This window comes from Acinetobacter colistiniresistens, from assembly GCF_024582815.1.
Taxonomy (GTDB): Bacteria; Pseudomonadota; Gammaproteobacteria; order Pseudomonadales; family Moraxellaceae; genus Acinetobacter.
This window is the reverse complement of the sequence record NZ_CP102099.1, coordinates 2,313,204-2,339,216: the sequence shown is the minus strand read 5'-3', so window position 1 is coordinate 2,339,216 and position 26,013 is coordinate 2,313,204. Positions and strand designations below refer to the sequence as shown.

Here is a 26,013-nt window from a genome sequence, read left to right as displayed (position 1 = left end):
TAATATAGAAACAGCAGCCTTAAACCTATGTTTTTAATAAATATTTAATATCTACTTTTCTGTTATTTTTCTCATAATAAATGCTTAGGAATTATTGTGATATACAAGCCATAACTGATGGTTTAGTGGAAAAGTAAAACTTTTGTAAAGTCTCTCTTATCTATTAGAGGTGCTCACATGTCCAGTAATCAATCAGTGATTCAAGCTCAAACACAACTGATTTCAAATGATCAGCAGGCCATCAATGCTGCCTATCAAGTTGCTGACTTTGCATTAGAAGATCGAAATAATCGTGATCAAAATCGGGTTTTGCCCACAGAACAAATTATTCAGTTTAGCCAAAAGGGGCTTGGTGGAATTCGTGTGCCACAACAATATGGCGGTGCTTTTGTCTCGAATAAAACCTTGGCACATGTGTTTCGTATTTTAAGTAAAGCCGATGCCAACGTTGGACAAATCCCACAAAACCAGTTCGGACTATTAAATTTTATTAATATCACAGGTTCAGATGCGCAAAAACAGTTTATTTACGCTGAAATACTCGCAGGAAAACGCCTTGCCAATGGTGGGCCTGAAAAAAATTCTAGAGATACCAAAGCCATCCAAACCACTTTAAGGTTGGAAAATGGTCAATACTTCTTAAACGGGGAAAAATTCTACTCAACTGGAACCAGCTTTGCAGACTGGCTTGCGATTCGAGCACTTCATCCAGATGGTTATATCGTATTGACTCTGGTTGACCGTCATGCCGATGGTGTTGAAGTGATTAATGACTGGAATGGCTTTGGTCAACGTACTACAGCCAGCGGAACAGTTAAACTTCATAACGTCATTGCCGATCCGTCCTTATTTTTTGATGAGCGTATTATTGCAGATACCCCCAACGTTCGCGGTGCGTATTCTCAACTTCTTCAAGTTGCCATTGATGTCGGAATTGCTGAAGCAGCCTTTGATGACACTTTATCCAGCATTCGTAAAGCACGCCCAATTATTGATGCAGGTGTAGAAAAAGCCAGTGAAGAACATTACACCCTACAAGAAGTTGGCAAACTCAATATCTTGCTCGATGCGGCCATATTATTACTCGATGATGCTGCCGAATATCTGGATGAACTGGATCAACTTACAGAAATCTCTGCCGAACAAGCCGCACGTGCGTCTATTTTAGTAGCAGAAGCGAAGATTTATGCCAATGACGCCGCCCTACATATCTCCGAAAAGCTACTCGAACTTGGTGGAAGCCGTGCCAGCCTGAGCCAACATAATCTTGATCAACACTGGCGCAATGCTCGTGTGCATACCCTACATGATCCTGTGCGTTGGAAATTCCATGCCATCGGTGACTATTACCTCAATGGTACCCACCCTGCCCGCCATGCTTGGATTTAAGGAGTACATCATGACCTCATACCAAGAATTACAAGGTTTTGCCAAAACCCATTTAAAAGCGGCTCACATTATTGAAAACGATGCTGAAGCCTTGGACATTGCCACACAACTGAGTCAGCAGTTTAAACAAGCTGCTGTTGAACGTGATGTCAATCGCAACTTGCCATTTACTGAAATCGAAGCCTATAGTCAATCAGGTTTATGGGCGATTACTGTACCTAAGCAGTATGGTGGTGCAGAAGTTTCCAGCCTAACCGTCGCTAAAGTGATTGCGCTGTTTAGTGGTGCGGATGGTTCGATTGGACAAATTCCACAAAATCACTTCTATGCACTGGAAGTATTACGAAATACAGGCACAGAAGCGCAAAAGAAACGTCTTTATCACGAAGTATTACAGGGTGCACGTTTTGGCAATGCCTTAGCTGAATTTAAAACCCGCACTTCTGCACATAAACAAACCACCATAATCCCAAGCGAAAACGGTTATCTGATTCAGGGAGAAAAGTTTTATTGCACGGGTAGCTTGTTTGCACATCGTATTCCTACCCTAGTGGTTGATGAAAAGGGTAATGAGTTTCTGGCTTTTGTACAACGCGACAGTCAAGGCTTAGAACTGATTGATGACTGGTCTGGCTTTGGGCAACGCACCACAGGCAGCGGCACAGTTAAGTTTAATCAGGTCTTTGTTGCCAAAGAGGATGTGATTCCTTTTGATACTGCCTTTAAGCAACTGTCTTTGGTTGGCCCATTTGCTCAAATTATGCATGCTGCGATTGAAGTCGGCATTGCTCGTGCTGCCTTTGAGGAAACATTGGAGCGTGTGCGTGTTGCCCGCCCTTGGATTGATGCCAATATTGATTCCGCCACACAAGACCCTTTAACCCTGTCTGAGCTGGGTCGTATCGCAACCGATGTCAAAGCCAGCGAATTACTCCTCAAACAGGCAGCTCTATCCGTCGATAAAGCAAAACAGGATCTCAATGCAGAGAGCTTAGCTAAAGCCTCAATTGATGTGGCAAAAGTCCGTGCGCATAGTACCGAAACTGCCTTAAAAGCCTCCTCTAAACTGATTGAATTGGCCGGCAGTCGTGGCAGTCAACGTGCTGATGGTCTGGATCGGCATTGGCGTAATGCACGGGTTCATACCCTGCACGATGCTGCACGCTGGAAATATTACTTCATTGGTAATTATGTGTTGAATGGCATTCTGCCACCACGTCGGGGGACTTTATAATGAGTCAAAACCTGCCGAAGAAAATTTTACTGAACGCCTTTGATATGAATTGTGTCGGTCATATTAATCATGGCTTATGGACGCATCCGCGTGATCAATCACATCGATTTAATGAACTCAATTATTGGACTGAGTTAGCCCAAACGCTGGAACAAGGTCTTTTTGATGGTTTATTCCTTGCGGATATTACAGGGGTTTATGATGTCTATCAGAATGGGATTGAGCTGACCCTAAAAGAGTCCATTCAACTGCCAAGCCATGATCCTTCTACCCTGATTTCGGCCATGGCCTTGGTCACGCAGAATTTAAGCTTTGGTATCACGGTCAATCTTAGCTATGAGCAGCCCTATCAATTTGCACGGCGATTTGCCAGTCTGGATCATTTAACTCAAGGTCGTTTGGGCTGGAATATTGTCACAGGCTATCTGGACAGTGCTGAACGCTTAATTGGGCAAAAAGGCTTGAAAGATCATGATGCGCGTTATGATCAGGCCGAGGAGTTTTTACAGCTTTGCTATCAATATTGGGAAGGCTCTTGGGAAAATGACGCCTTAAAGAAAGATAAGCAACAGCGTATTTTTACCGATCCAAATAAAGTCCACTCGATCAATCATCAAGGCCAATATTACCAAAGCCAAGGAGTGTTTCAGGTTGCGCCATCGCTACAGCGTACCCCAACACTCTTCCAAGCAGGTGCATCACCGAAAGGTCTGCAATTTGCCACACGTCATGCGGAATGTATTTTTATTGGTGGTGATCAACCTGAAAAGATTCGTCAGCAAGTCAATAAAATACGCTTACAAGCAATACAGCAAGGTCGTGATGAAAATGCGATTAAAATCTTTGTCGGCATCACCGTGGTGGTCGCTGAAACACATGAGCTTGCTCAAGAGAAACTGGCTGAATATCGCCAATATGCCAGCCCAGAAGCAGGTTTAGCGCATTATGCCAGTTCAGTCGGCATTGATCTTGCCAAGTTTGCAGATGATGAAGCGATTCCTTATCAAAAGAGCAATAGCATTGCTTCCGTCAATGAGAAGTTTAAAGAACAGCGCATCAGCAAGAATGACTTAAAAGCGCAACATGTGCTGGGTGGACGTTATCCGCTGATTGTCGGGAGTGCTACAGAAGTTGCGGAATATCTGATTGAGCTACTCGATCAAACGGGCATTGATGGTTTTAACCTGACTCGTACCGTTGCACCTGAATCTCATCATGATTTTATTCGACTGGTGATTCCAGAGTTACAGCAGCGTGGACGTTATAAAACAGAATATGCCACAGGCTCATTACGCAATAAACTGTTTGCGCAAGGCGATCATTTAGCTGCAAGTCATCCTGCTGATCAGTTTCGATGTAGAACGCATAACAACACACATGACTTAAAAACCATTGAAGAAATTAGTGCTTAGCATTTAAACATTTAAGAATAGAATTGGAGAAATATATGGCTCAAACAGCCTCTAAAAAATGGTTGGGTATTGGCCTTGTCGTTGTTGTTGCGATTATTGCCTTATTGATTTGGAATAAGCAAAGACAGAACCACAGCAGTGAACTGGTGATTGGGATTAGTCCGTCTTTTGCACATCCGTTACAAGTCGCTGCGGATGAAGCCAAACAGCAAGGTTTAAATGTCAAATTGGTCGAGTTTTCCGATTGGAATACGCCGAACATTACGCTAAATCATGGTGATATTGATGCCAACTTTTTCCAGCATCAGCCCTTCTTGGACAATGCCATTAAAGAAACAGGCTTTAAATTAAAATCATTTGCGGCAGGTGCAGCATCGCATGTCGGACTGTATTCAAAAAAATATAAAAGTTTTGATGAACTGCCGAATGGTGCAACTGTTGCGATTCCGAATGATCCTGTCAATCAAGGGCGTGCTTTATTGCTATTGCAACAAGCCAAGTTGATTGAACTGAAAGATAGTAATAATCACCTTTCTGCACTGAAAGACATTACTGCAAATCCGAAGAACCTGAAATTTACCGAAGTTGAAGGCCCACAAACTGCACGTGCCATTGATGATGTTGATCTGGCATTTGGCTATCCACATTACCTACGTCTAGCCAAAACAGCTGATCCTGAAAGTGCGTTATTGTTTGATGACAATACCAATAAGCGTTATGCGATTTTATTTGTGGTGCGTGATAACTATCAGGATAAAGACAGCAAACTACAGAAGTTTGTCGAGATTTATCAAAATTCACCGAAAGTCAAAGCGGCCTTGGATAGCGATTTTGGTCCAACGTTGTGGTTCCCTGGCTGGAAATAAGGAGAACAATCATGGTGAGTTTTGGTGCACAGGTTGATTTTTCAGTCCCGCATCTGAAAATACGCGGTTTAAATAAGTTTTATGATGTACAGGGCCAACGCTTACATGCCTTAAAAGACATTAATATCGATATTCCCAAAGCACAGATTGTTGGGATTATCGGGAAAAGCGGTGCAGGTAAATCCTCCCTGCTGCGTACCTTAAATGGTCTGGAGTCGATTGATACAGGCAGTATTTTAATTCATCAGCAAAATATTGCTGAACTCAGCCATGCCGAGTTGATCAAAACTCGGCAGAAAATTGGCATGATTTTTCAGCATTTTAATCTAATGTCTGCAAAAACCGTATGGGAAAATGTGGCGCTACCGCTACGTATCGCCGGTTATAACAAGACCGAAATTGAGCAACGGGTCAATGATGTACTGACGCTGGTTGGATTAGCAGCAAAGCGAGAGGATTACCCTGCTCAACTCTCTGGTGGGCAGAAGCAACGTGTGGGCATTGCCCGTGCCTTGGTTTCTCAGCCTGAAATTCTGCTCTGTGATGAAGCAACTTCGGCACTGGATCCTGAAAGTACTGCCAATATTCTGTCGTTGTTAAAGCAGATCAATCAGGACCTCGGTTTAACCATTGTCTTGATCACTCATGAGATGCAAGTCATTCAAGAGATTTGTGATCAGGTGATCGTGATTGATCAAGGTGAGATTATTGAGTCTGGGCAAGTCTGGTCGGTATTTTCCAATCCGCAACAACAGATCACTCAGGAATTACTCAATTTTGAGCAGGTAAATTTACCTTTTGAACTGAGTCAAACCATTCTGCCTGAGAGTACACATCAGATTTTAAAACTGAAATATGTCAGTGAATCGAAAACGGTGCCTGATTTATATGAACTGTTGGATGATTTTAATAGCCCCGTTCAGGTCTATCACAGTCAGATAGATAGCATTCAGCAGCGTATCATCGGCTCACTGATCATCGGGATTCGCAATCTCGACTTTGATCTCAACCACTCACAATTTGAAAAACATCCTGCAATAACACAACTTGAGGTGATCGGTTATGTACAATCAACTCATTGATCTGTTACTGACAGGCACGACCGATACTTTAATCATGGTCGGTGTCTCTGCGATTCTCGCCTTTTTGATTGGTCTGCCAATTGCTTTAATTCTAGTGAGTACTGCTGATTTTGGGATTTATCCTTCTAAGAAAATCAATCAGTCATTGGGCTGGGTCATCAACATCACACGATCCGTGCCCTTCCTGATTTTAATGGTGGCATTGATTCCATTTACCCGCTGGATTGTTGGTACTAGCTATGGCGTATTGGCTGCAATTGTACCCTTAACCATTGCCGCAATTCCGTTCTTTGCTCGTATTGCTGAAGTCAGTCTACGGGAAGTCGATCAAGGTTTGATTGAAGCCGCACAAGCAATGGGCTGTAACCGCAAGCAGATTCTTTGGCATGTATTGCTTCCTGAAGCTTTACCAGGGATTGTTGCAGGCTTTACCGTGACCATTGTCACCATGATCAGTTCCTCTGCTATTGCCGGTGCCATTGGTGCAGGTGGTTTGGGCGATATTGCTTACCGTTACGGCTATCAACGTTTTGATATGCAAGTGATGCTGGCGGTAATTTTAGTGCTGATTGTTTTGGTGATGTTGGTACAAGTCACAGGCGATAATATTGCCAAACAACTTGATAAACGCAAAGTTTAAGTCCGAAATAAAAATCCGCACGCGCCATGACCTGACTTTGTCATGGCTTTCATGTAAAATCAGCAGCAATTTTAAATAACACATTTGTGAGTGGTTTCATGGGTTTTAATTGCGGTATTGTTGGTCTGCCAAACGTAGGTAAATCTACATTGTTTAATGCATTAACAAAGGCAGCGATTGCAGCTGAAAACTTTCCGTTTTGTACCATTGAACCGAATACAGGTATTGTCCCTGTTCCAGATCCACGCCTAGACAAACTTACAGCAATTGTTAAACCGCAACGTGTTATTCCGACTACGATGGAATTTGTTGATATCGCAGGTTTGGTTGCTGGTGCATCAAAAGGTGAAGGTTTGGGTAACCAATTCCTTGCCAATATCCGTGAAACGGATGCAATTGCCCACGTGGTTCGTTGTTTCGAAGATGAAAACGTGATTCACGTAAATGGTAAAATTGATCCTTTAGATGATATCGCGACCATCAACACTGAACTTGCACTTGCTGACCTTGATACCGTTGCCAAAGCATTGTTACGTTTGACTAAAGCGGCGAAAGGTGGCGATAAAGAAGCACTTGCAACTAAAGCTGTATTAGAAAAAATCCAACCTTTGCTTGATGAAGGTAAACCAGCACGTGCCGCTGACCTTTCTGATGACGAACGTAAAGCAGTTCGCGGTTTTGGTTTAATGACACTTAAACCAACCATGTATATTGCCAACGTTGCAGAAGATGGTTTTGAAAATAACCCGCATCTTGAAGCAGTTAAAAAACTTGCTGCTGAAGAAAATGCGATTGTTGTACCACTTTGCAACCAGATCGAAGCTGAGATTTCATTATTAGAAGATGAAGACCGTGCTGAATTCTTGGAAGCGATGGGCATGGAAGAACCAGGTCTAAACGTCGTGATTCGTGCAGGTTATAGCTTACTTGGCTTACAAACTTACTTCACTGCGGGTGTACAAGAAGTTCGTGCTTGGACAGTTAAAGTCGGTGCGACTGCGCCACAAGCGGCTGGTGTGATTCATACTGACTTCGAAAAAGGCTTTATCCGTGCTGAATGTGTTGCTTATGATGACTTCATTCAATACAACGGTGAAAGTGGTGCTAAAGAAGCTGGTAAATGGCGTTTAGAAGGTAAAACTTATGTCGTTCAAGATGGCGACGTATTGCACTTCCGTTTTAATGTATAAATCAGTGCTCTGATTTTAAAAACCGCCAATGAGGATCTTATTGGCGGTTTTTATTTAAAATATTCATCGAAAATAAAAACTTTATGAATACCGATGCGTATAGATAACAATCCAACAAAGACGCTTATTTATAATTTTTATCAAGCCATTTTTTAATCGAAGCAATGTCTTTGAATTTATAATAAACCCGCCCCTCTACCTGTCCTTCAAAACCTTCCGAATCGTCACCTAGTAGACTTGTTAATTCTGTTAACTTCATATTTTTATCTATCTGATAAAGATTAACTTCATAAGAATTACCTTCTATTTGCGGAGTACAACAATAATATGATGTATGCAGAGTTATAATTAAAGGTAATTTTTTCATTTTTGGTCTATAAACACTAACGGCTAAAAGTTTAGGGTTTTCTCTAGCAGAAAAATCAAAGTATTCATTTACAAGAACCTTGTTTTTGGAACTTCCAATATAATTTTTAAAGTCTCACCTTGCTCCGATGAGCACGTATAATTAAATAATTTATAGTCATTTTTCTTAAAAACACTCAAATCTATGACTTCTTGCATATGGCATTGGTCTTTAGCAAGTGCATTTTGATAACAAAATAAAGGTAAAACAATAAAAAGAAATGTAAAAGGTGTTTTTCATTTAACAATCCAACACCATTCAAATATTAATTTAAATTTCATAGAAAACTCAATATTTCCTTAGGAATAAAATGCGCTCTTTTGTCATTTCAGTTTGGCAAGCTATCATTTCAAAATGACTTTCTCGTCCAAAATCATCTTCATTTTCAATACATAACGTTTCTTTCTTCTTAATCCAGTTTCTTTGAGATTTTATTAACTTTTCTTTTTCATCTTTGGAAAGTTTAGATATTTTCTTTTTATAAACTGAGTTTAGCTCTTTATCATTTTCTTTGTAATCAATTAAATAACAGTTCAATATATCATTAAAAACAGTACTTTCAGGTTTACAAGTCAGAATATTTTTATCTGCATAGACATACATAGTTAACCATATCAAATACAACCCAACAAATACTCTCATTTATAATTCTTATCCAGCCATTTTTTAATAGTAGCAATGTCTTTGAATTTAAAATGCATATAATCATCAGATACTCCCTCCAACCCACTCTGAGAGTTCCCAAGAATATTACTTACATCAACCAACCTAACTCTTTTCTCAGTTAAATAAATTTCATATAAGTTAACATTATAAAGAATACCATTGACTGTTGGAGAATCCCATACTTGTGTATGAAGTGTAATTAACAATGGTCTCTGATTATCTTTTTATAAACACTTACAGCTTCCAACTTCGGCAACCACTTCCCTATATTTATATCATATTTATTAATAAATATTTTTTGATTACCTCCTTCTAAATAATTAATCACAACAGGATTTTCTTCATTACAAGATTTACTTACTATTCGAAAATCATTTTTAACCTTAAGACTTATTTTCGTATATTTTACATCACAGCCTTCATAAGTATCATTCGTTTTTGCATTAGTACAACCAATCATTAAAAAGAGTATTGTAATTAACAGAAATTTCATAAGACCTCACTATTTAAAAATATTTTTAGACTTGTCAAAAAAGAACGTCTACCTTCTATCATTTTTGAGGTTGCTCCAGCATTTACGCCCTTTGTAATTTTATCAACAACGCTATAAGTAAAACCTTCATCAGCATAATTGTACAATTTATTGGCAAGCCAATACACTAATGCTGTTCTAGCTGCATATCTAGGTTGCTCAATTAGTTCGGGATTCTCTATAAAATTCAAATTTTCATTAGGCCATGCTCTGGGATAAAATTCATTAAATTTTTATAATTATATCTACCTGTTAACTGCTTTAGACCACGGCCAATATACTTATATCCATCTCCATCTATCACATTACCTAACTTTCTTCCTTTTGCTCTATTCACATCCATATATGCTTTATTACAAATTGTTTTTCTTTTAATGCTTTATCTTTTATTGCTGCATCTATTTTGGCTTCAGCTCGATTTCTCTGATAATACCCCATGTTATCTAATAAGTTTTTTTCAGTATATGCAGCTATATTCTCCCTCAGACTAAATAAATAACCAGATTCAGCAAATACTTGAGCCATAAAATGTGCCTGCCTTAATCTAGTATCTAACTTATAATCTATTATTCCATTATTCAATTCATCTAAAATAATTTTGATTCGTTCTACATTCTTAACAGCTGGCCACATTTTTTGCATTTGTTCCATCGTAATTAACCCGAATCGCGGATAAGAAATTGACTTGAAAAATAAGAGGACTAGAGCCATCAGTTGAGTTACCACACCAAACTCACAACTCTAGTCCTGATGTTCAATAGTACCGAATTATTCTGCGTAATTGATGATTTTTTTCTTAAATTTGAATCAACTTATTGGGAGTTTCTCAAACAAAACTGTGGTTCCTTAAGAATCAGAACTGCTCAACTCAAAATTTCAGAAATCTGCTTTATTGCCATTTGGTACAAATGCTCTCATTTCAATAATTTCAAAGCCTTTTTCACCTGGTTAAAAGAAGATAAAAGCCATTTATTTAAGTACTTGCCTTGCTATCAAAGGATGATTCATCTGATCAATATGCACCAATTGGCCCTACACGCTTTACATGTGGCGCTGATGAAAGACCAAACTACACAATATTTATGGATTGATTCAACAACTCTGCCAGTTTGTAAAAATCAACGGATTCAGCGTCATAAATCATTAGTCCAAATTGCATCACGTGGTAGAAGCTCAATGGGCTGGTTTTATGGCTGTAAATTACATATTGCGATGAATCAATTTGGTGAAATTGCCTGTTCTGCTTTATCGAATGGACATGTTGCTGACATAAAAATGGTTGAGCAATTGGTTGCTGGTATAGAAGCAAAACTTTACGGGGATCGAGGTTACATCAGCCAAGAATTAAAAATCAGATTGAAAGATCAAGGTATTGATTTAATTACTTATCATCGAAAGAATATGCAGGCTATTCAACTCTGTGCATCAGATGAATATCACCTAAGACAACGCAATAAGATAGAAACATTATTCAGTTTATTGAAGGGGCAATACAATTTAGTGACGAGTAAAGCACGTAGTATTCATGGATTTCTTGGAGGAATTTATGCCTCGCTATGCGCATATCAATTAACCCATCAAAATAAGCCAACAATTCAAATTAAGGAATCATCGGCTTAAGCAGGATCCGGGTTAATTAATATATCAACTGTAATCGTTTTATTAATCTCTGGATCATTGGGTGCCGTCGTTCCTTTGGTTACATCCACATCCAGATGTAACTCAGCAGGATTGTTTTTTATTCGTGTCGCCATATAAGGCTGAGGTTTCAATGGTTTACCGTCAGGCTTATACACAATAAATTCCAGTTTCTGCCCAACCATACTCTCTAGAGCTAACTTCCCATTGGATATGCTATACAACTGCTTCTTGCCACTCTCTACAATTAACATTTCTACATTGGTTTTTTCTACAACATACGCCTTCCCATCCCGATCTAAGATTTTGATCATAGATCGACTTAAAAAGTTTGCATAAGGCTCATCTAATTTAATCAGAATCGGTTGTGAACTTCCGCTAGCTGAATTGACTGAACTTTTTAGAATAAATTGATCATTAGATGTCAGAACCAAAACTTCAATATCTCGATTCGGAGAAGACTTCACTTCTACAATCCCTTGATCATCAGTGAATTTATCGGGTGAATTACCTTTACCTTTCGGTCTGGACTGAACAGGAAAATTCTTCATCACTTTCCCATTAAGATCCACCACCTTAAAAAAGGTACTTACAATTCCTTTAGCAAGTGTAGGCTGTTTCACCTGTTTATATTCATCTATGGTTTTAGGCAGTTGAACTTTAACAGGATTGTCTTTTGAAGAAAGAATAGAAGAATCTAGAGTTTTAAAAACAATATAATCTTTTTGATTTGGGGGCTTAGCTAATAGTTCTACTCTTCTGTTTGGAGATGCCTGAAATACAAAAAAGCCGTTGGAATCAGTTTGTTGAGTATTGGCCTTAGATGAACCCTGATATCTCGACTGAACATTCAACTGATTAAAATGAGTTCCAGATTTATCATAAAACTGTGCTGTAATAGTGACTAAGTTACTCATTGCTCAGCGTCCTCATCCGTATAAGTCTCACCGTTTTGTTCTTCCAGAAGTGCCTCCTCTAACAATTCATCAATGTTTTCACGATCAGGTAGATCCTGCTTTAAACGAGGAAGATCCGAATTAAAGATGAGTGCCGTAAAGTCTGTGGCTTGCGGTGTATGGAAACGTAATGAACTCAGCTTATTTTCAGCATCAAGTTGATCCATTTTTGTTTTTATTAAGTGATTGGTCTTCTGATCAATAATAAAAATCTGTTTGTTGCCGTCAGATTTTATATCCCAGTTATAGTTAATCTGATTGCTAAAGAGTGTCTTGACTGTTGGTAGGCTCAATTTTGGTACAACAATATTCGCACCACCTTCAAATAGATGCTGACCTGCCTTCACTTCAAACTTGCCGCCAGTCGTTGGAAAAATCCCCGAACCATTCAACTTAAGCTCAGATGTATCCCCTTTAAAAACGATCTCCTTGGGACTAATAATCTCAATCCGATCTTCGGTCGAGATAATTTGTATTCCTGCTCTTGCCAAGATATCTAAGCCATCGCCTTGTGCATGTATCTCAAACTTACCTTTAGCAGCCACTTGTTTCATCCCACCTTGTGCTGCAAATAAACTAATTTTATTTTGAGCATGTGAAATTAAACTTTTCTGTGTCGTTACATTGATACTATCGCCAGCAAATTGGTTGATCTGCCCATCCGCAGAGAGATGAATGTCTTCATTGCTGCTCAGGGCAATGCCTGCTGGCGAACTCAATAACAGCATCGCCTTGTTAAACTTGGCAATTTTTTCTTGAATCTGTTCCGCAAATTCTTTCAGTTGATCCAGTGATTCAATCTCATCAGTCTGCTGATTTTTGGCAACTTCACTCAAGGCTTTGGTATTGTTTTGATTGCCTTCGAGCTGTTGCTTGGCTGGTTGGGCATCAAGGTGTTCAGCTTGAGCTTGATCTTGCTTATGGGTTGAAAGCAATAAACCTTCTCCTGCGCGTACTGCACCCCATAAATCGGTACGCAGTTCAAAACCTTCACCACGGTCTTCACTTTCACCCTTGTTTTTTGGATGACTGAGCTGACCGAGATTTAATTGGCTGGCGGCATGGCTACTTTGCAGTTGTGCGCTGATCTGCCCTGTGCTGTCATCAAAACGCAATTGATTAAAGCCTTCACCTTTATATTCGCTTGATCGAATGCCTGACAGTTTTTTGGTCTCAGGTAGTTTTCCTATTTGATCAAACTGAGTGGGTGAACGCTGCGCTTCATGAATCCTCCCCAGTACAAAAGGACGATCAAGGTTGCCATCAAAGAAGTCAATGACCACTGTTTCACCGACACGAGGCAAGAACCGTGCACCAAAACCTTCGCCAGCCCAAGGGGTCAGGACATCGACCCATGCTGAGTCAGTATCATCATCGTTGGTTCCTGCACCACCATCATGGCTATGGTCTTCTGTACGGGTAAATAGAAAACGAACTTTTATACGCCCCCACTCATCCACATGGATTTCTTCTCCTTCTGTGCCAACAACTCGAGCTCGCATTGGGTGAGCAGTTGGCCTATGAGTTAAGGGATTATATTCAGGTACGATTTTGATATTACGGCGTTGTAGTGTTAGTTGATTTGCCTGACGTTGTTCAGCGCCAGTTGTCTGTTGTTGCCACCGACTCTGGTTGATTAGATCTTGGATCTGTTGGCTTAGGTCTTTCGGCAAATTATTCTGACTGTAAAACTGCTTGGCAGTGATCAAGAATTGCTTATCATCTCCTTGATGTTGATCTATTTCAGGGTGTCCTGACAGTTCAAACCAATACCCCACATGGGCGTCTCGAACGGTGCTATTCGCCACAAATTGCTTTGCTTGTAAGTCGTGGTATTGCCCAATCTGCTGATTAAGCTTTTCAATTTGTGCATAGCCTGACGGAGTTGCGCCATCTTCACCCTTTAGGTCCTGTATCCATGCTGGACTGAAATGCCATGCATCTTCGAGCCCAAGTGAGGCTGCATCATAGTTTTCACTCTGCTGATGCGTACTTTGGATACTTCCTGCTCCGTCCTCTTGTTCCAATGCATCAGCTTGCCAACGCTGGATATGCACGGCGATCGGTTGTAAGCTGCGTTCTGCCCTCAGTTTGGTCATGCTGTCGTATTGTTCAGTCGCATCACTTCGATGGTAACGGATCGTTCTTCGCGCCAAGGCTTGATACTGGCTATTGTCATCTATCAAACGTAGTTTTTGCGCTTGGATTGGACTATTGATAGTCGGAACAATAAGCTGGGCTTCGTCGACCAACCAGCTCACCCCTTCACTCCGCATCAAAAATGTTAAAAACTCTGCATCGGTTTGATTATGTTGCATAATAAATGGACGTACATCATAGTCTTTGCTCAACCCACTTAAATCCAGTGTCAAGCTTGAAGCAAATAATGGGCTCCTGTGTTGCCATTCCTTAAATATGACTTGCACCACCTCACACATGCTTTTATTCATAAAGACGCGGGAGTTTCGTCTTTTATGCCACAGCGCGGTTGGATCTTCTAAAGTCAGTTTATAGAGGCTTAAACTGCCGTCAGATACCCCTTGTGATGCTTGAGTGATAATCCCAGTGACACGGCTAAGCTGCCCCTGATCCGTCACTGTATCTATCGCAGCCTGACTGCCAATGAATTGCTTGAGCGGAATGCTGGCATCCGTTGACAGACAGATTAGTTCAGCCTTAAGTCCTTGATTCAGGCCATGAACGCCCTCAATATGCTGCAAAAAAATTTGAGAGTTTAAACTCTGACTTGAAAACTGAATATGAATGGCACGTTTATGTGCAGTCAGCCCTATTTTTTTCAATAAGAGCTCAATATTATTTAATTTCATATTCATATTGTTATATAAAATAAATTTAATTATTTATTATAAATCGGCTCATAGTCTTCTATTTGCTACTTTAGGACATTTTATAAAACAACTTATTCCTTTATTACTCCAAGATAATACAACCCTGTGTTAATCTTTTTTATTTTAAGCTTAGCATTTAGGCTATAAATTTAATTAGAATAAAAACAAATAAAATGCATAAAAACCCTAAAAATTAGACATTTTCAGGGGTTATATGCTGGGCTTTTACAGCAGGCTGGCGACTTAAGATACTGTTTGTGGTTTCATATCCATTTCAGCACGTTTCATTTGTGCCTCTTTTAAAATGCGCTGATGTAACGGCTTACGGAATCCAAGTAAAAAGACAAACTCAGCCAATACAAATAATGGTCCAATCGCTAGACCAATCACATCATCGACAAAGGCTGGTTTTTTCTTCTCGAAATAATGCCCCACGAACTGAAACACCCAGCCCACCACAAAAATACCGATACTGGTCCCTAACCAACTCCACATTGGTAAAGCCGCAATTTTCACAGCCAGTGGATATACCAAGGCCAATAAAGCCAGCATCAAAAGACCAAATAGCTTATCGAGTGAAAGATAATAGATTGTACTTAATACAATTAGCACCGATGCCAATGTGACTGAAACACTGGAAATTTCTATACCTGCACGTGCGGTTAAACATAGAATAGAAAAAACAATTAAAGGAATACCCACAAAATGGGTCACAATATTATTTCGATCTAAGTGATAAGCCGCATATTGGCTGAGTAGACGTTCCAAATTTGTCATTTCTCATTCCTCATTTCATTTGTTTATACTGTTAATCTATAAGAAATATTGCAGTGAAGTTGTCATGTAGCTGACAAATGGACTTATTTTTAATCAAGGAACAGCCGTGTTAGATCGTGTTTATATTCAACATTTGCAGCAAAATTCATGGTTTAGTCATCTGGCAGAGCCCTTTCAAAATTTTATTATTGAGTATGGCAAGAAACAGATCGTTGAAAAAAATGCAGCCGTTTTTAGTGCACAAGATAAGTTTGATGGTGTTTATGGGGTACTAGAAGGCTCAATCAGCTTGGGTTATATCGATGTCAATGGCAATGAAGCGATTGCTGCTATTGCAGAACCGATCATGTGGTTCGGTGAAATTTCCCTGATTGACCAGCAGCCCCGTTCGCATGATGCGATCGCCCTGAAAAAAAGTGTCGTCTTAAAAATCCCCGCACAGCCACTGAATGATTTTTTGCTTAAAAATCCGTATTACTGGTATTACTTCGCCTTGCTGACCAGCCAAAAATTACGCTATGTGTTTTTAGAGCAAATCGCAATTCAAACCCAAAGCATTAGCCAACGTCTGGCACAACGCTTACTGTTTATTTTAGAAGGCTATGGTAACCGCGCTCAGATTCAGGATTTTAGTATCCAAATCTCTCAAGACCAATTGGCTAATATGCTGACAATCTCCCGACAGACTGTAAATCAGGAACTCAATTTATTTGAAAAACAGGGCATCATTCGTCTCGGTTTTAAAAAAATTGAAGTAATTGATATAGTTCGACTGAGACAATTAGCAGCAGTGGGATATATAAAAGAGCACTAGCAGCATGTGATTTGTATTATTTTTAAACAGACCTGTGAGCTAAATTGGTCAATATCGCGTTAATCTTAAAGCTAAATTAAAAGAAAAATCTCACTATAAAATGATACTTACAAATTAAAATATGTCACAAAATTATTGTGCTTTTTCCTTATAAACTCATCTAAATTAAGGCTAAGCACTATCGCTTACTAAAATGTAGAATACAATCATGAGAAAAATCGCAACTATTCTAACAGCAGGCTTATTTACAGTATTAAGTGCTAGCGCATTTGCCTGCCCAAAAGGAACTCAAATCCAAGGTGGTACAGGACCAAATCATAAAGGTGGAAAATGTGTTGCAACTGGTGTCGTGAAAACCAAAAAAGAAACAACTAAAGCAACCACTACAGCGAAACAAGAAGCGGTTAAAACCAAAGATACAACCAAGCATGAAGCGATGAAGGCTACGACAGATACTAAAAAAGCAGCGAGTACCACAACAACTCAAGTGAAACAAGATGCAGCTAAAACCGTTAAAACCCATTAAGTTTTAGCAATAGCTTTAACCACTAAAAAGCGAGATTATTGATCTCGCTTTTTTTATTCTCATTTTGGCGAGGTATTCCCCAAGGCAGGATTATCAATCGCATCTTTACATTGCGCTTTATCACGTTCGTAATCAGCCTGTTTTTGTGCTGACCCATTGCCATTATCTTTTACATCACGCGCCCATGTATCCAGACTGGTCAGTGCTTTACGGCAAAGTGCATATTTTCCTTCGGTTACCGAGTCAGTCATTTTAACGTTGATTCGCCAATCGGTACTGAGCTGACGCAAAGGTTTTCTGACTTTTTCTTCAATATCGGCAGTCTGTTTATTGTAAACAATCGAATCGATGTTATTAATCAACGTCCATGCCGCATTGGCATAGGTTGTTGCATCATTATTCAGTTTCGGCGCAGGTTTGATTTCGACCTTTTCTTTTGGTTCAGTACTTGAGTTTCCACAAGCAGCCAATAAAAAAGTACTGCATATCACAATTGCAGCTACACGAAAGTTTGGATTAGACATATCAAATTGCCGATGAAACATTTGGCCATTATGCTAGTCAATTTGGGAATAATTCTCAATGCTTGTTACTTATTTACTCAGCAGTATACCTTTTATTCTAAACAATTGATTTTATATTCTTGTTCAGCATAAAGTCAGACTTACTCATATATAAAAATTAAAACTTCAAAAAGGAAGAAAACCAGCATGTCACACATCAAGATTTATGCCTTGCAGTCCACGATTGAGCAGTTTAGACCTCAACTTTCACATGCAATCCATCAGGCTTTGGTTGAAAGCTTAAATTATCCTATGGAAAAGAAATTTCAGCGTTTTATTGCTTTAGCTACAGAAAACTTTATTTATCCCAGTGATCGTAGTCAGTACTACCTTATTATCGAAATTTCGATGTTTGAAGGTAGAAGCATCGAAGCAAAAAAAAGCTTGATCCAAAGCATTTTCAGCAATATTGAGCAACAATGCGGGATTTCACCCCAAGACATTGAAATCACAATTTTTGAAACACCCAAATGCAATTGGGGAATCCGTGGTCAAAATGCGGATGAATTACAGCTCAATTATCAGGTCAATGTTTAAACAGACAAATACCCTCCTAAGTGCTATTTTTTTGTCTAACAAAAACCATGTTTTTTTGTGATATACGGGCTTAATTCAGCACAAAGTTCTGCTATGCTTAAACACAAATTACTCAGGATAGGATCATTCGCATGAGCGTCACTCTTGGAACTCCACTTCAATCTTCTGCATTTAAGGTTTTACTGTTAGGTTCTGGAGAGCTTGGTAAAGAAGTTGTGATTTCTTTGCAGCGCTTAGGTGTAGAAGTTCATGCTGCAGATCGTTATGATCATGCACCTGCCATGCAAGTTGCACATTATGCCTACACCCTGAATATGGCAAATCCAACCGAATTAAAACAATTAATTGAAAACATAAAACCGAATTTGATCGTTCCCGAAATTGAAGCGATTGCTACTGAAGTTTTAATTGAAATTGAACAAAGCCAAACTGCAACGGTAATTCCCTCGGCTAAAGCAGTCAATCTCACCATGAATCGTGAAGGGATTCGCCGTTTAGCTGCTGAAGAACTTGGCTTACCTACCTCTGCTTATCGCTTCGCGAATACACTGGAAAGCTTCCGCGCAGCCTGTGATGACATTGGTTATCCAAACTTTGTAAAACCCGTGATGTCTTCTTCAGGTAAAGGCCAATCTCGCGTTAAGAGTTTTGATGAGGTGGATGCGGCCTGGGACTACGCAATGCAAGGTGGTCGGGTTAATCAAGGTACAGTAATTATTGAGTCACAGATTGATTTTGATTTTGAAATTACCCTGCTCACAGTCCGCGCCAAAAATCCAGAAACAGGTGAAATCGAAACACATTTTTGTGATCCGATCGGACACCGTCAAGATGCTGGTGACTATGTCGAGAGCTGGCAGCCCCAAGCCATGACGCCTGTTGCGTTACAAGAATCAAAACGGATTGCAAATAAGGTCACAGTTGCGTTAGGTGGTTGTGGTATCTTCGGGGTAGAACTGTTTATCAAAGGCGATAAAGTCTGGTTTAGCGAAGTCTCGCCACGCCCACATGATACGGGTTTAGTGACTTTAGCTTCACAATTCCAGAGCGAATTTGAATTACATGCACGTGCAATTCTCGGTCTGCCTGTCAATACAGCACGTCATAGTATCGCTGCAAGTGCAGTGATTTATGCAGGTGTAGATGCCAAGAACCTGAGTTTCACTGGCTTGAATCTTGCATTAGCCAATCCCAACACTGATCTACGTCTATTTGGTAAACCTGAAGGCTTTAAACGCCGCCGTATGGGTGTCGCAACAGCTCGTGCTGAAACAACCGATCTTGCACGTGAATTAGCACAGCATGCCGCAGACCAAGTGAGTGTACAAACCAACGCTTAAGATGACCTTAGGTTATTATCATCACAACTTCCCCTCTTTTTTAGAGGGGCTTTGATAGAAGACTCAGCTTTATGATCAAGACCTCTCCTTTGTTGAACTACGTCACCAGTCTTCATGATATTCAAGCGATTAACCAATGGCGTACGGATGTAGAAAAGCAATTACAGGAGAGTTATGAAAATGGACAACCCATTCGTGATGTGATTGGTGCGCGTTCAGATTCGATTGATGAAGCCTTGATCTTCCTTTGGAACCACGCAGGCCTAGATCAAACTGAATTAGGTTTATTTGCAGTCGGTGGCTATGGCCGCCATGAGATGCTGCCTTATTCTGATACCGATATCATGATTTTATCTGAGGATGAAATCAGTGAAGAACAAGAAAAACTGATCTCGACCTTTATTTCATCGTTATGGGATGTCGGTAATTTCAAACCCGGCATCAGCGTCCGTACCATTCAGAACTGTGTCGAACAAGCCATTAATGACTTAACTGTTGCCACCACCTTGATTGAAGCCCGTCTCATTACAGGCAATCAACAATTAGCCAAATGGCCACGCCGTATTGTTGCGCAAACATGGACGGATCAAACCTTCTATGATGCCAAAATGGCAGAACAAGCCAAACGCTATGCACAACACAATAATACTGAGAGTAATTTAGAGCCTGATATCAAAAATGCACCGGGTGGTATTCGCGATATCAACCAAATCGGCTGGATCGCCAAACGTCATTTCCGTGTCAATCGCATCTATGATTTAGTCCATTTAGGCTTTATTACTGAGTTTGAATTGGGTGTACTGGAAGAAGCGGAAAGTTTCTTATGGGAAATTCGTACCCACTTACACCGTTTAGCCAAACGCGATGAAAATCGTCTGTTGTTTGAATATCAACGTGATATCGCAGCAAAGTTTGGCTATGTACGTGAAGAAGGTCAGCCTGTTAATTTTGCCGTTGAACAGTTCATGAAGCGCTACTATCGTACTGCGCAGCAAGTTTCAACGCTGAATGAAATGCTACTCGCCTATTTCAATGAATCGGTGATTACCCCGCGTCTGCCTGATTATGAACGTCATATCATCGACATCAATGAGCGTTTTAAAATTGTCGATGGCAAATTGGCTGTTCAGCATCACAAAGTCTTTTCAGAAGAACCAATTGCCATCTTAGAATTGTTCTATCTGTTGGCTAACCGTCCTGAAATTACCGGGATTCGCGCCCGTACCTTGCGTCTGCTTGTGCTTGCAGCCAAACGGATTGACCAGCGCTTCCGTAATAATCCAGAACATCAAGCTTTGTTTATGTCGATTATTCGCTCACCTCATTTATATGACACCATGGTAGCGATGAAGCGTTATGGCGTATTGGGCAATTACATTCCTGCTTTTGGGCAAATTACTGGATTAATGCAATACGACCTATTCCATATTTATACGGTCGATGCACATACGCTCCTATTACTGCGTAATTTAAGTCGCTTTAAAGAACCCGAATTTGCCAAAGAATTTCCTGTGGTTAGCTCTGTGTTTCAGCGTATCTCTCGCCATGACATCGTCTATATGGCCGCGATTTTCCATGACATTGCCAAAGGTCGTGGTGGTGATCACAGTGAACTGGGGGCATTAGATGCAATTGAATTCTGTCGTACCCATGGATTTACCGAACGTGAATGCAAACTGGTTGCATGGCTGATTAACAATCACCTGCTAATGTCCCTTACCGCACAGAAAAAAGATATTTCCGACCCAGATGAAGTCAGAGACTTTGCTGAAAAAGTCGGTGACATGGAGCATCTTGATTATCTCTATGCCCTAACGGTGGCCGATATTAACGCGACCAATCCAAAACTTTGGAATACATGGCGTGCATCACTCATGCGCCAGCTGTATACCTATGCACGTGATGTGATTCGTTCAGGCTTGGGCCGTCCAGTTGATTATCAAATGCTGATTGAAGATACCAAATTTGCTGCAAGTGAACTCTTAGTCAATGACTTCTCTCTGGCTGAAGTAGAGAAAGTCTGGCAAGAACTAGGCGATGAATACTTTGTCAAAGAATCCGCCAATGAAATTGCATGGCATACCCAAGCGATTTTACAACACGGCGATAATCCAGAACCTTTGGTATTATTACGTGCACATCGTAATGCGGCCGATGATGCGGTTCAGATCTTTATCTATACCCGTGATCAACCAAACTTGTTTGCCACCACGGTTGCGGTACTGGATCGTATGAACCTTGATGTTCAGGATGCACGCATTATCACTGCTTCAACCTCATTCAGCTTAGATACCTACCTGGTGCTTGACCGTTTTGGTACTTTACTGACTGACCCAGATCGCGAACGCAAAGTGAAAGCCGCTTTGGTTGATGCATTAAGCCATTCGGATCAATATCCAGGGATCATGCAACGCCGTATCCCCCGTCATTTGCGTCATTTTGATGTGCAAAATACCGTGGATATTGTCTTGAACCCGACGTTACAGCAACACATGGTTGAAATTTCGACCCTTGACCATCCGGGCCTACTGGCACGTATCGGTGGTTTATTCATGTTGCAAGGTTTGGATATCCATTCTGCAAGAATTGCCACACTGGGTGAACGTGCGGAAGATATTTTCTTTGTCACCAAGAAAAATGGTGTCTTGCTCAGCGATGAAGAAGTGAAAACTTTTGCGGAAAGCTTAAAAGCCGCTTTAGATGAAGCCTCGAATCAAATTTGTAATCCATCTTAAATTTTATTGTTTGGTAACTGTTTAAATGAACTCTAGCTTGTCGTTATTGCATCCCTATCCTTTTGAAAAGTTAAATCAACTATTTAAAGATGTGCAACCTGCCAATTTACCTTTGATTCCTTTATCGATTGGTGAGCCTAAACATCCAGCCCCAGAGTTCGTTAAACAAGCGATTATTGATAATTTTGCCCACTTATCAACCTACCCAAACAGTAAGGGCCTACCTGAGTTGCGCCAAAGTATTGCACAGTGGCTTAGCAATCGCTTCAAGTTGAACCATATTAGTGCAGAAGATCATATTCTGCCTGTTTCTGGAACACGCGAGGGGATCTTCTCTTTTGTACAAGCCTTGATTAAACGTGAAGATGCACCCTATGTGGTAATGCCAAATCCGTTTTATCAGATTTATGAAGGTGCAGCCCTACTTGCGGGTGCAAAACCTTATTTCATTAACTGTACCGAAGAAAATGCTTACCTCGGTGACTTTGATGCAGTCCCTGCAGAAGTCTGGGAAAAAACAGCATTACTGTTTGTGTGCACCCCGGGCAATCCGACAGGAACAGTACTTTCAAAAGAACAATTTAAAAAGCTGATCGCATTGTCTGACCAATATGGTTTCGTGATTGCATCGGATGAGTGCTATTCGGAACTTTGGTTTGATCAAGCACCGATTGGGCTTTTAGAAGTCTGTGCTGAAATGGGACGTGATGATTATAAAAATTGTATCGTGTTTCATTCACTTTCTAAACGTTCAAATTTACCGGGCATGCGTTCTGGTTTTGTTGCGGGTGATGCAGCCCTGTTAAAGCCATATTTGCAATACCGTACCTATCACGGCGCTGCAATGCCAGTACAAAATCAACTGGCTTCGATTGCAGCATGGAACGACGAAGCGCATGTTGAAGAAAATCGTCAACAGTACCATGCAAAGTTTGATTTATTCCAGTCTGAACTTGGTCATCTATTGCCATTACAAAAACCAGATGCAGGTTTCTATTATTGGTTAAAAGTGGACAACGATGAGACTTTTGCCAAAATGCTGATGGAAAAAGCGCATATCAAGGTTTTACCAGGTCGTTATTTGTCAAGAGATACTGAACAAGGCAATCCCGGTGAAGGTCATGTCAGAATGGCCTTAGTGGCTGATTTAGCACAATGTGAAGAAGTGGTCAAACGCCTGAAAGCCATCCTTTAAATTAAAAAATCCCCGAACATTCGGGGATTTTTTCTAGGGAACTTACAGCGATTAAAGCACCCTACTGTATCAAACCTGCCCAATAAGCAAGAGGGTGGCAATCAAAACCATTAATCCCCCAGAAATACGGCTAACCCGTTTCACTGCCAGCGGTCGCGTTCTCAGTATTCTTTTAGCTGCAATCCCGACCAGTACATACACTACCGCACAACTGAGTAAATGAACCATCCCCAACAAAATAATCTGGGTTGTCGGTGAAAATGCCATTTGAGGATGAATAAAGGGGGGTAATAAAGCAAAAAATAGCAATAACACTTTTGGGTTTAAACCACTAATACCAACCCCTTTAATTAACCATGAACGTGCAGAATCTAAAGATTGTGTTGTATTACTCTCAGTAGAAATAGTGGCAGGATGCATAAATAGCCGCACTCCCATCCAGAATAAATAACAAGCCCCCATGATTGTCATTACAGTGAGTAAAATCGGGTAATGTTGTACCAATGCACCGACCCCCGCAGCAACACATAAAATTGCCATGAGATGCCCGAGCACCAAGCCTGTGACCGCATTTAAAACAAACTGCCCTCGAACACCTGCAAGAATGGCATATGCCCAATCCGCACCAGGTGTTAAAACGAATAAAATCGAAACACACCAAAACGCAAAAATCACACTGAGTTCCATTAGCAACGCCCTTCTCAATTCATAAATGCTATTTTCAACAGCCTTTTTTTTCACCGTTCGGTGAAGATTGTTGAGAAAGGATATGCTTTAATGAAGAAAATGTTATTCTAAATACTTCTACATCTTTAAAGTCCTAAGGGAGATTCTTCTAAATGGATCGCATTGATAAGAAAATTATTGCTGAACTACAAGCAAATGGGCGATTATCTATCACAGAGCTGGCCGAAAGAATCGGTTTAAGTCTGTCTCCCTGCCACCGTCGCGTCAAAGCACTTGAAGAAACAGGAGTAATCAAAGGCTATCATGCCGATTTGGAAGCCTCAAAAATTGGGCTTAATTTCTCAGCCATTATCTTTGTCACCTTAAAAGATGGAGATAAAAAAGCCCTTTCTGCTTTTGAAGAAAAAGTTATTGAAATTGCCAATGTGATTCAGGCACAACGTTTATTTGGAAATCCAGATTATTTATTGCATGTGGTTGCTAAAGACTTGGCCAGTTTCCAAAAACTCTACGATGACAGCCTCTCTGCATTACCCAATGTTCAACGTTTGACCTCAACCATTGTCATGAAAAATGTGGTCTCCAATCGTTTACTGCCTCTTTAAGCAATAATAATCATTTGGGGTAGAATAAAAAGTTCGGGATTGAAGCAATTCACACTTTTCCTAAGCTGAAAAGTCATAAACATAAGCGACTTTATTAATTTTTTTATCTGCTTAATCTCTCTTGACCAACTGCTGAAATCTTCGTCTATACTTAGCCATCAAAACTTGATGACTATGGAAAGATGACTTCTCACATTGCCACGAAAATAAACAAAAAGGGTTGGCTGATTTTAGCAATCGTTATTGTACTTATTATTGCTATCATCATTCTTTGGCAGACTGGGGCGACTAAAAAAACAACAGATACTGGACCACAAAAAGGTAGCACTACAGCTACACAGAAAGCAGCCTTAACCGTTACCGTAGCCCAACCTGAGCTACAAAACTGGAAACAAACTTTGACTGCAAATGGCAATATCGCTGCTTGGCAAGAAGTGGTCATTGGCAGTGAGCTCTCGGGCCAACGTCTGACCCATGTCAACGTCAATGTGGGTGATGAAGTCAAACGCGGTCAGGTCTTAGCAGAAATTAACAGTGACACCATTCGCGCCGACCTCGCTGTAGCCAAAGCAAGTTATGCAGAAGCGCAAGCTGTGCTGAGTGATGCCATCACCCATAATAAACGTATCCAGCAACTCAAAAATACTGGGGCAATTTCAGCTCAGGAATCCACCCAATACCAAACCTCTCAGGCCACGGCACAAGCACGTCTTGATGCAGCTAAAGCTCAGATCGAAAGCAATCAATTACGCCTAGCCCAAACCCAAGTGATTTCACCTGATAATGGCGTGATTTCAGCGCGTACAGCAACTGTTGGTGCTTTAGCTCAAACAGGACAAGAACTGTTTCGTCTCATTCGCAATCATCGTCTGGAATGGCGTGCAGAAGTCACGACGTCTGATTTATACAAACTCCAGCAAGGGATGGCAGCACATATTGTTTCACCAGATCCAGCACAGCCCGCAGTTATCGGCAAAGTAAGAATGATTGCACCTGTCATCGATCCACAAACCCGTTACGGGCTGGTCTATGTGGATATTCCAACCACACAGGCAGTCCGGATGGGTATGTTTGTCAAAGGTGAGTTTGATTTAGGCCAAAAACCAGCAACAACCATTCCTCAAACCGCCCTACTGTTACGTGATGGTTTTTCATATGTGTTTATTGTTGCGAATAACAATCGTGTAAGCCAACAAAAGGTTGCCGTTGGTCGTCGTCTTGGTGATCGCGTCGAAATCCTGAATTTAGCCCCGAATGTCAAAGTGGTTTCGTCAGGCACTGGCTTCCTGACAGATGGAGATCTCGTCAACATCGTCAAAGAGATTCCAGACACCCCATTAAGCAAACAGCTTGTGACTGTACAGGAGAAATAAG

At 40.6% G+C, this 26,013-nt stretch carries 24 protein-coding genes and 1 pseudogene; 16 read left to right on the top strand and 9 right to left on the bottom strand.

All coding sequences use genetic code 11. The annotated features are described in order from the left end of the window. Positions 1 to 177 precede the first annotated feature (177 nt). The 7 genes from NQU59_RS11120 (at position 178) to ychF (ending at position 7,813) form a co-directional block, all read left to right on the top strand. Positions 178 to 1,389 (top strand): SfnB family sulfur acquisition oxidoreductase, encoded by a 1,212-nt coding sequence (locus NQU59_RS11120; RefSeq protein ID WP_005240986.1) that lies wholly within the window; start codon positions 178 to 180, stop codon positions 1,387 to 1,389. Positions 1,390 to 1,399: 10 nt separating this feature from the next. Next, on the top strand, positions 1,400 to 2,623 hold the full coding sequence (locus tag NQU59_RS11115; RefSeq protein WP_043973516.1) for an SfnB family sulfur acquisition oxidoreductase: 1,224 nt from the start codon (positions 1,400 to 1,402) through the stop codon (positions 2,621 to 2,623). Continuing rightward, the gene (locus NQU59_RS11110; RefSeq protein WP_043973514.1) at positions 2,623 to 4,035 is read left to right on the top strand and encodes an LLM class flavin-dependent oxidoreductase; all 1,413 of its coding nucleotides are present in this window, start codon (positions 2,623 to 2,625) and stop codon (positions 4,033 to 4,035) included. Before NQU59_RS11115 ends, NQU59_RS11110 begins: the two co-directional genes overlap by 1 nt. A gap of 35 nt (positions 4,036 to 4,070) precedes the next feature. Continuing rightward, positions 4,071 to 4,901, top strand: a complete 831-nt coding sequence (locus NQU59_RS11105) for a MetQ/NlpA family ABC transporter substrate-binding protein (RefSeq protein WP_043973512.1) — start codon at positions 4,071 to 4,073, stop codon at positions 4,899 to 4,901. An 11-nt stretch (positions 4,902 to 4,912) separates the two neighbouring features. Next, positions 4,913 to 5,983 carry a methionine ABC transporter ATP-binding protein gene (locus NQU59_RS11100; protein ID WP_043973509.1) on the top strand — a complete coding sequence of 357 codons (1,071 nt, stop codon included), beginning with the start codon at positions 4,913 to 4,915 and terminating at the stop codon, positions 5,981 to 5,983. After that, complete coding sequence (locus NQU59_RS11095) at positions 5,964 to 6,623, top strand: methionine ABC transporter permease (RefSeq protein WP_043973508.1); 660 nt, start codon at positions 5,964 to 5,966, stop codon at positions 6,621 to 6,623. Before NQU59_RS11100 ends, NQU59_RS11095 begins: the two co-directional genes overlap by 20 nt. A gap of 98 nt (positions 6,624 to 6,721) precedes the next feature. Continuing rightward, positions 6,722 to 7,813 carry a redox-regulated ATPase YchF gene (gene ychF / locus NQU59_RS11090; protein ID WP_004653068.1) on the top strand — a complete coding sequence of 364 codons (1,092 nt, stop codon included), beginning with the start codon at positions 6,722 to 6,724 and terminating at the stop codon, positions 7,811 to 7,813. A 124-nt stretch (positions 7,814 to 7,937) separates the two neighbouring features. On the opposite strand, the gene NQU59_RS18770 is transcribed toward ychF, so the two are convergent. The 4 genes from NQU59_RS18770 to NQU59_RS11070 all read right to left on the bottom strand — a co-directional run bounded on the left by NQU59_RS18770 (position 7,938) and on the right by NQU59_RS11070 (position 10,068). Next, positions 7,938 to 8,180: a hypothetical protein gene (locus tag NQU59_RS18770; protein WP_306436569.1), complete on the bottom strand. Its 243-nt coding sequence runs from the start codon at positions 8,178 to 8,180 to the stop codon at positions 7,938 to 7,940. Between the two features lie 327 nt (positions 8,181 to 8,507). Further along, a complete protein-coding gene (locus NQU59_RS11080; protein ID WP_257063454.1) occupies positions 8,508 to 8,861 on the bottom strand; it encodes a lysozyme inhibitor LprI family protein in 354 nt (117 codons plus the stop codon). Between the two features lie 223 nt (positions 8,862 to 9,084). Further along, on the bottom strand, positions 9,085 to 9,378 hold the full coding sequence (locus NQU59_RS11075; protein ID WP_257063452.1) for a hypothetical protein: 294 nt from the start codon (positions 9,376 to 9,378) through the stop codon (positions 9,085 to 9,087). Between the two features lie 372 nt (positions 9,379 to 9,750). Further along, positions 9,751 to 10,068: a hypothetical protein gene (locus NQU59_RS11070; RefSeq protein ID WP_257063450.1), complete on the bottom strand. Its 318-nt coding sequence runs from the start codon at positions 10,066 to 10,068 to the stop codon at positions 9,751 to 9,753. A 99-nt stretch (positions 10,069 to 10,167) separates the two neighbouring features. On the opposite strand from NQU59_RS11070, the gene NQU59_RS11065 reads away from it, so the two are divergent. Continuing rightward, positions 10,168 to 11,037: an IS982 family transposase gene (locus NQU59_RS11065; protein ID WP_161419859.1), complete on the top strand. Its 870-nt coding sequence runs from the start codon at positions 10,168 to 10,170 to the stop codon at positions 11,035 to 11,037. Positions 11,038 to 11,051: 14 nt separating this feature from the next. Here the strand turns inward: NQU59_RS11065 and NQU59_RS11060 are convergent. The 3 genes and pseudogenes from NQU59_RS11060 to NQU59_RS11050 form a co-directional block, all read right to left on the bottom strand. Next, a pseudogene (locus NQU59_RS11060) lies at positions 11,052 to 11,972 on the bottom strand (glycoside hydrolase family 19 protein); the annotation flags it as partial. Beyond that, positions 11,969 to 14,839, bottom strand: a complete 2,871-nt coding sequence (locus tag NQU59_RS11055) for a type VI secretion system Vgr family protein (protein ID WP_257063448.1) — start codon at positions 14,837 to 14,839, stop codon at positions 11,969 to 11,971. The gene NQU59_RS11055 and the pseudogene NQU59_RS11060, both read right to left, overlap by 4 nt. Before the next feature lie 264 nt (positions 14,840 to 15,103). Next, on the bottom strand, positions 15,104 to 15,637 hold the full coding sequence (locus NQU59_RS11050) for an Mpo1 family 2-hydroxy fatty acid dioxygenase (protein ID WP_257063446.1): 534 nt from the start codon (positions 15,635 to 15,637) through the stop codon (positions 15,104 to 15,106). 106 nt (positions 15,638 to 15,743) lie between these two features. Between NQU59_RS11050 and NQU59_RS11045 the strand changes: the two genes are divergently transcribed. Further along, positions 15,744 to 16,451, top strand: a complete 708-nt coding sequence (locus NQU59_RS11045) for a Crp/Fnr family transcriptional regulator (RefSeq protein ID WP_257063444.1) — start codon at positions 15,744 to 15,746, stop codon at positions 16,449 to 16,451. Positions 16,452 to 16,659: 208 nt separating this feature from the next. After that, entirely contained in the window at positions 16,660 to 16,977 is a 318-nt protein-coding gene (locus NQU59_RS11040) for a hypothetical protein (RefSeq protein WP_005240970.1), read from the top strand. 59 nt (positions 16,978 to 17,036) lie between these two features. Here NQU59_RS11040 and NQU59_RS11035 read toward each other — a convergent pair whose 3' ends face one another. Beyond that, a complete protein-coding gene (locus tag NQU59_RS11035) occupies positions 17,037 to 17,501 on the bottom strand; it encodes a hypothetical protein (protein ID WP_257063442.1) in 465 nt (154 codons plus the stop codon). A gap of 186 nt (positions 17,502 to 17,687) precedes the next feature. Between NQU59_RS11035 and NQU59_RS11030 the strand changes: the two genes are divergently transcribed. The 4 genes from NQU59_RS11030 (at position 17,688) to dapC (ending at position 23,347) form a co-directional block, all read left to right on the top strand. Beyond that, positions 17,688 to 18,077, top strand: coding sequence for a tautomerase family protein (locus NQU59_RS11030; protein WP_257063440.1), 390 nt, complete (start codon positions 17,688 to 17,690; stop codon positions 18,075 to 18,077). A gap of 122 nt (positions 18,078 to 18,199) precedes the next feature. Beyond that, a complete protein-coding gene (gene purT / locus NQU59_RS11025) occupies positions 18,200 to 19,417 on the top strand; it encodes a formate-dependent phosphoribosylglycinamide formyltransferase (RefSeq protein ID WP_257066254.1) in 1,218 nt (405 codons plus the stop codon). Between the two features lie 71 nt (positions 19,418 to 19,488). Further along, entirely contained in the window at positions 19,489 to 22,152 is a 2,664-nt protein-coding gene (gene glnD, locus NQU59_RS11020) for a [protein-PII] uridylyltransferase (RefSeq protein ID WP_005240963.1), read from the top strand. Positions 22,153 to 22,177: 25 nt separating this feature from the next. Further along, positions 22,178 to 23,347 carry a succinyldiaminopimelate transaminase gene (gene dapC / locus NQU59_RS11015; RefSeq protein WP_257063438.1) on the top strand — a complete coding sequence of 390 codons (1,170 nt, stop codon included), beginning with the start codon at positions 22,178 to 22,180 and terminating at the stop codon, positions 23,345 to 23,347. Positions 23,348 to 23,416: 69 nt separating this feature from the next. On the opposite strand, the gene NQU59_RS11010 is transcribed toward dapC, so the two are convergent. Then, the gene (locus tag NQU59_RS11010; protein WP_257063436.1) at positions 23,417 to 24,034 is read right to left on the bottom strand and encodes a LysE family translocator; all 618 of its coding nucleotides are present in this window, start codon (positions 24,032 to 24,034) and stop codon (positions 23,417 to 23,419) included. Between the two features lie 152 nt (positions 24,035 to 24,186). On the opposite strand from NQU59_RS11010, the gene NQU59_RS11005 reads away from it, so the two are divergent. Further along, positions 24,187 to 24,639, top strand: coding sequence for an Lrp/AsnC family transcriptional regulator (locus NQU59_RS11005; protein WP_005240958.1), 453 nt, complete (start codon positions 24,187 to 24,189; stop codon positions 24,637 to 24,639). Positions 24,640 to 24,821: 182 nt separating this feature from the next. Beyond that, positions 24,822 to 26,012: an efflux RND transporter periplasmic adaptor subunit gene (locus tag NQU59_RS11000; protein WP_257063432.1), complete on the top strand. Its 1,191-nt coding sequence runs from the start codon at positions 24,822 to 24,824 to the stop codon at positions 26,010 to 26,012. Position 26,013: the final 1 nt, after the last annotated feature.